Genomic DNA, 6438 nt, shown 5'->3' on the forward strand with positions numbered 1-6438 from the left:
TAAAACAGCCCGGAGCTTTACCGTAAATATATGGCAAAGCTCCGGGTTGTGTATTTGTCCGGGAAAATCCGGAAAGGGTTCGGCTTTATCTGAAAGTCAGAGAATCATCGGTCATGGAATCAATAATGGCAAGTGATTCCAGGCGCACACCCATATCGCGGATACACTGACCGCCGTTCTGGAATCCCTTTTCAATTACAATTCCCGCGCCTTCAAGAACGGCTCCTGATTCTTTTACAATTTCAATCAGTCCCATCAGGGCGCATCCATTGGCAAGGAAATCATCAATCAGAAGAACATGGTCTTCCGGTCCGAGGAATTTTTTGGAAAGGATTACATCATATACTTTTTTATGTGTAAAGGATTCCACTTTGGAGCAGTACATTTCCCCGTCAAGATTCAGACTCTGCGCCTTTTTGGCAAAAATAACAGGTACATCGAAATACTGAGCTGCGATGCAGGCAATGCCGATGCCGGAGGCCTCAATGGTAAGAATCTTTGTGATCGGACAGTCTGAAAAACGTCTTTTGAATTCTTTTCCGATTTCATTGATCAGAGTAATATCCATCTGGTGATTCAGAAAACTGTCTACTTTTAAAATATTTCCTGGTTTTACAATTCCGTCTTTAAGGATACGGTCTTTTAAGAGCTGCATGACTTCTCTCCTTTGATTTAATTACATTCTTATTAGAAATTACATCTAATATACGCTATTCTCGGCGGAAGTTCAATTCTTTTCGACAAAGTTTTGCAAAAAAATTGTGGAAGTACCCACAAAAAGTTATGCTTACTTCCGTTGCATTGCCTGAAAAGGTCTGGTACAATGAAAAAAAGCCAATATAAAAAGAAAACAGAACGAAAAAACAGAAAAGAATCCCTGAAACAGAAAGAGCAGGGAGAAGAGCAGCGTTTTATCTGTCGGGAAAAACACAGGGAAAATAACTGCAAAAAATACAGGAGAGGGAAGGCGTATCATGAAAGAATACGAAGTGATCTGGGAGATTTTTAACAAATGCCCGGGAAATCAGATGCGGGATGTATTTGTAGATGAGGTGCAGCTGGAAGACCCGGAAGAATATGTAAAGAATAAGTTTCAGGGAAAAGAAGTTTCCTATGATAAGACAGTTCTTGAAGACGGAACAGTGATTTTTGATATTCTCACCTCGGGGATAAAACAGAGATGCTCCTTTACAGAGATTTAGTAGCTGTGCTATAATGGCAGGTGGCGGCAGAACAAAGAGGACCGCAGATCAGTCCGGTAAGGCCGGGAAAGGAGCACACATGAGCGAAACAAAAGAGACACATGTGCATATCATGGAGGACGGAAGTGTGGTTGAACATTCACACGGAGCGCACGGCCATCATCACAGTCATGCGCAGACCAAGGCTGTACTTAATCGTCTTTCAAGAGCAATCGGCCATATGGAATCTATTAAGAGAATGGTAGAAGACGGACGTGACTGTTCCGAGGTTCTGATTCAGCTTTCAGCAGTGAAATCCGCAATTAATAATACAGGCAAGATCATTCTCCAGGACCACATTGAGCACTGCATAGTAGACGCTGTGGAGCATGGGGACCGGGACGCTATCAAAGAACTGGAAAAGGCAATAGACCGGTTCATCAAATAATGGAGAATCTTACTGCACAGATAGACGATAATAATATAGAAGGAGAAGTAAGATGGCAAAGGAATGTAACAGCAAAACCTGTGACAAATCAAGCTGCGAGGGATGCAGTAGCAAGGGTAAAAACATGGATCTTATGGCAGAAGCCAATTCCATGTCAGATGTAAAGCATGTGATTGGTGTTGTCAGCGGCAAGGGCGGCGTAGGTAAATCCTTCGTAACCGCATCTCTTGCAAACCGTATGGCGGCAAAGGGATTTAAAGTAGGTATTCTGGATGCGGACATTACCGGTCCGTCTATTCCGAAAATGTATGGTCTGAAGGGCGCTGCCCAGGCAGATGACAATGGAATTTATCCAATGGAGACAGCAAACGGAATCAAGGTTATTTCCGTAAACCTGCTGCTTCCTACAGAGGAGACTCCGGTGATCTGGAGAGGACCGATTCTTGCAAATATGGTAAAACAGTTCTGGACTGATGTAATCTGGGGCGATCTGGATTATCTGTTCGTAGATATGCCTCCGGGAACAGGAGACGTACCGCTTACCGTATTCCAGTCACTTCCGGTTGACGGAATCGTGATTGTAAGCTCTCCGCAGGATCTTGTAAAAATGATCGTTAAAAAAGCATTTAATATGGCTGAAATGATGCATATTCCGGTACTTGGAATCGTAGAGAATTACAGCTATGTAAAATGTCCGGACTGCGGCAGAGAAATCAAGGTATTTGGCGAAAGCCATATTGATGAGATCGCGGCAGAGCTTGGCGTTCCGGTACTTGGCAAAATGCCTATCGAGGCATCTTTTGCAGATTATGCGGACAAAGGAGAATTCCATCAGGTAGTAAATACTTATCTTGAGGCGGCAGATAGCTGTATGCCGGTGTAAGATAAGATTTAATATAAGCTCAAAAATACTATGGCCCCTGGCCGGATCGAGAAAGGAGTCTCTCATGAGCAACGTAAGACGTGTTTATGTAGAAAAGAAACCTGCCTATGCAGTTCAGGCAAAAGAACTGAAGCATGAAATCAGCAGTTACCTGGGAATCAAATCTGTTACAGGTGTAAGAGTGCTGATTCGCTATGATGTGGAGAATATTTCTGACGAGGTGTTTGAAAAAGCCTGCAGGACAGTATTTGCAGAGCCGCCGGTAGACGAGCTTTATCAGGAAAGCTTTGAAACCGCAGATAATTCCAGAATCTTTTCTGTAGAATATCTGCCAGGTCAGTTTGACCAGAGAGCAGATTCCGCAGTACAGTGTGTGCAGTTCCTGGATGAAAATTCACAGCCGATCATCCGTTCCGCTACCACCTATGTGATCGAAGGAACCGTAACGGATGAGGAATTTGAGGCTGTGAAGCACCACTGCATCAATCCGGTAGATTCCAGAGAAACAGGAATTGAGAAGCCGGAAACTCTGGTAAATGTTTTTCCGGAGCCGGAGGATGTAAAGATTTTTGACGGCTTTAAGGATATGGCGGAAAATGATCTGAAGGATCTGTACGATTCTCTTAATCTTGCAATGACATTCAGAGATTTTCAGCATATTCAGAATTATTTCAAAGGGGAAGAGAACCGTAATCCTTCCATGACAGAAATTCGTGTTCTGGATACCTACTGGTCAGATCACTGCCGTCATACTACCTTTTCTACTGAGCTTACAGATGTTAAATTTGGTGAGGGCGACTATAAAGAGCCTATCGAAAAAACATATGAGCAGTACCTGAACGACAGAGAGGTTCTTTATAAAGACCGTGACGATAAATTCATCTGTCTGATGGATCTTGCCCTGATGGCAATGAAAAAACTGAAATCTGAAGGAAAGCTTCAGGATCAGGAGGAATCTGACGAGATCAATGCCTGCAGTATTGTAGTTCCTGTAGATGTTGACGGCAAAGAAGAAGAGTGGCTGATCAACTTTAAAAATGAGACACACAACCATCCGACAGAGATCGAGCCGTTTGGCGGCGCTGCAACCTGCCTTGGCGGAGCCATCCGTGACCCGCTTTCCGGAAGAACCTATGTATATCAGGCGATGCGCGTAACAGGCGCTGCAGATCCTACAGTTTCTGTAAAAGAAACTCTGAAGGGCAAGCTTCCTCAGAAGAAACTGGTAAGAAGCGCAGCTCATGGATACAGTTCCTATGGAAACCAGATCGGTCTTGCAACAGGCTATGTAAAAGAAATCTATCATCCGGACTATGTGGCAAAACGTATGGAGATCGGCGCTGTTCTGGGCGCAGCTCCAAGACGCGCTGTTATCCGTGAAAATTCTGATCCGGGAGATATCATTATCCTTCTGGGCGGACGTACCGGCCGCGACGGAATCGGCGGTGCAACCGGTTCATCCAAGGTGCATACAGAGGCTTCTATTGAAGTGTGCGGCGCTGAGGTACAGAAAGGAAATGCTCCTACAGAACGTAAGATCCAGCGTATGTTCCGCAGAGAGGAAGTAAGCTGCATTATCAAGAAATGTAATGACTTTGGCGCCGGCGGAGTGTCTGTTGCCATCGGTGAGCTGGCAGCAGGTCTCAGAATCAATCTTGATAAGGTTCCGAAAAAATATGCGGGACTTGACGGAACAGAGATCGCTATTTCCGAGTCTCAGGAGCGTATGGCAGTTGTTGTTGATCCAAAAGATGTAGACAAGTTCCTTGGATTTGCAAATGAAGAAAACCTGGAGGCAGTTCCGGTTGCTGTTGTTACAGAAGAGCCGAGACTTGTACTTACCTGGAGAGACAAAGAAATCGTAAATATTTCCCGTGCTTTCCTTGATACAAACGGAGCGCATCAGGAAACCACAGTTGAAGTGGAAATTCCAAATAAAGAAGGATGCCTCCTTACTGACCGTCAGGAAGTAGCGGACATAAAAGAAAAATGGCTGGAAACTCTTTCTGACCTTAACGTATGCTCCCAGAAGGGGCTTGTGGAAATGTTTGACGGTTCCATCGGAGCGGGAAGCGTACTTATGCCCCACGGCGGCAAATATCAGCTGACAGAAACTCAGGCAATGGTAGCAAAGGTTCCTGTTCAGAAGGGTAATACAAACACTGTGACCATGATGAGCTATGGTTTTGATCCATATCTTTCTTCCTGGAGCCCGTATCACGGAGCTGCTTACGCAGTAACAGAATCCGTGGCAAGAATCGTGGCTACAGGCGGTGACTACAGAAAAATCCGCTTTACCTTCCAGGAATATTTCCGTCGTATGACAGAAGATCCCAAGCGCTGGAGCCAGCCTTTTGCAGCACTTCTGGGCGCTTATGCGGCACAGATGGGATTCGGTCTTCCGTCTATCGGAGGAAAGGACAGTATGTCCGGTTCCTTTAATGAGATCGATGTTCCGCCGACACTGGTTTCCTTTGCAGTAGACACCGGAAAGCTTCAGGATGTTGTGACTCCGGAGTTTAAAAAAGCAGGAAGCAGGCTTGTATGGCTTCGTGCGCCAAAGGATGCATATCAGCTTCCTGATTATGAGGGCATTATGGACCAGTACGGAAAACTTCACGAGGATATGAAGGAGGGACGCGTTCTTTCCGCATATGCTCTTGACCGTCACGGACTGGCTGCTGCAGTTGCAAAAATGGCATTTGGAAACGGCTTTGGTGTTAAGATTGAGCACAATCTTGACCCGAGAGATTTCTTTGCTCCCGGATTTGGCGATCTGGTACTTGAGGTTCCGGCTGACAAAGTGGGAAGTCTTTCCATTACCTATACAGTGATCGGCGAAGTTACAGCTGATGCTAAATTCTCTTACGGAAATGCTGAAATTTCTCTGGAAGAGGCTGTGAAGGCATGGACAGGAACTCTGGAAAAAGTATTTAAAACAGATTCCGGTGAAAATGACGGAGCTACTGCATATTTTACAGCAGCGAAGGATCATGAAGAGGGAACCGTTGATGAAAACGGACTGTTCCATACAAACAGAGTTTATATCTGCAATCATAAGATTGCAAAGCCCCGTGTGTTTATTCCGGTATTCCCGGGAACAAACTGCGAGTATGACAGTACCCGCGCTTTTGAAAGAGCCGGAGCAGAGGTTGACGTGAAGGTATTTAAAAACCTGACAGCAGCCGATATCCATGATTCAGTAGAAATTTTTGAGAAAGCTATCAGCCAGGCACAGATGATTATGTTCCCGGGCGGATTCTCAGCAGGCGATGAGCCGGACGGCTCCGCAAAATTCTTTGCAACTGCTTTCCAGAATGCAAAGATTAAAGAAGCAGTTATGAAGCTTCTCAATGAGAGAGACGGTCTTGCGCTTGGTATCTGCAATGGTTTCCAGGCTCTGATCAAGCTGGGACTTGTTCCTTACGGCGAGATCTGCGGACAGAAAGCAGATTCACCGACACTGACCTATAATACCATCGGACGCCATATTTCCAAGATGGTTTACACAAAGGTTGTAAGCAATAAATCCCCATGGCTGCAGAAAGCAAAGCTTGGCGGAGTTTACTGCAACCCTGCATCTCACGGAGAGGGACGTTTTGTTGCAAATGACGAGTGGCTTGCGAAGCTTCTGGCAAACGGACAGATCGCTACTCAGTACGTAACTGCAGACGGCGAGCTGAGCAGCTCCGAGGAATGGAACGTAAACGGCTCTTACATGAATATCGAGGGTATTACAAGTCCGGACGGACGTGTTCTTGGTAAGATGGCTCACAGTGAGCGCCGTGACAATGGTGTGGCTGTAAACATCTACGGAGAGCAGGATATCAGAATCTTCGAGTCCGGTGTAGAATATTTTAAATAAATTTTGACAGCTGATAAAGCGGCAAAATAAATACAGGGGCCCGGCTCAGTCATTCATATGC

6 protein-coding genes are annotated in these 6438 nt (G+C 45.4%); 5 read left to right on the top strand and 1 reads right to left on the bottom strand.

Annotated features, from left to right (window positions below; genetic code table 11):
* Positions 1-85: 85 nt before the first annotated feature.
* Positions 86-655 carry a xanthine phosphoribosyltransferase gene (locus QVP40_RS00895; protein WP_022066631.1) on the bottom strand — a complete coding sequence of 190 codons (570 nt, stop codon included), beginning with the start codon at positions 653-655 and terminating at the stop codon, positions 86-88.
* Between the two features lie 168 nt (positions 656-823).
* Here QVP40_RS00895 and QVP40_RS00900 point away from each other — a divergent pair, with 168 nt between their 5' ends.
* The 5 genes from QVP40_RS00900 to QVP40_RS00920 all read left to right on the top strand — a co-directional run bounded on the left by QVP40_RS00900 (position 824) and on the right by QVP40_RS00920 (position 6377).
* Positions 824-1009, top strand: a complete 186-nt coding sequence (locus QVP40_RS00900) for a hypothetical protein (RefSeq protein ID WP_171026672.1) — start codon at positions 824-826, stop codon at positions 1007-1009.
* A complete protein-coding gene (locus QVP40_RS00905) occupies positions 975-1202 on the top strand; it encodes a hypothetical protein (RefSeq protein WP_022066632.1) in 228 nt (75 codons plus the stop codon). Before QVP40_RS00900 ends, QVP40_RS00905 begins: the two co-directional genes overlap by 35 nt.
* Positions 1203-1281: 79 nt before the next feature.
* Positions 1282-1629: a metal-sensing transcriptional repressor gene (locus QVP40_RS00910; protein ID WP_022066633.1), complete on the top strand. Its 348-nt coding sequence runs from the start codon at positions 1282-1284 to the stop codon at positions 1627-1629.
* Positions 1630-1681: 52 nt separating this feature from the next.
* Positions 1682-2512 carry an Mrp/NBP35 family ATP-binding protein gene (locus QVP40_RS00915; RefSeq protein ID WP_022066634.1) on the top strand — a complete coding sequence of 277 codons (831 nt, stop codon included), beginning with the start codon at positions 1682-1684 and terminating at the stop codon, positions 2510-2512.
* A gap of 64 nt (positions 2513-2576) precedes the next feature.
* On the top strand, positions 2577-6377 hold the full coding sequence (locus QVP40_RS00920) for a phosphoribosylformylglycinamidine synthase (RefSeq protein WP_022066635.1): 3801 nt from the start codon (positions 2577-2579) through the stop codon (positions 6375-6377).
* The last annotated feature ends 61 nt before the right edge of the window (positions 6378-6438 follow it).

This window comes from Blautia sp. CAG:257, assembly GCF_000433815.1.
GTDB classification, from domain to species: Bacteria; Bacillota; Clostridia; order Lachnospirales; family Lachnospiraceae; genus Blautia_A; species Blautia_A caecimuris.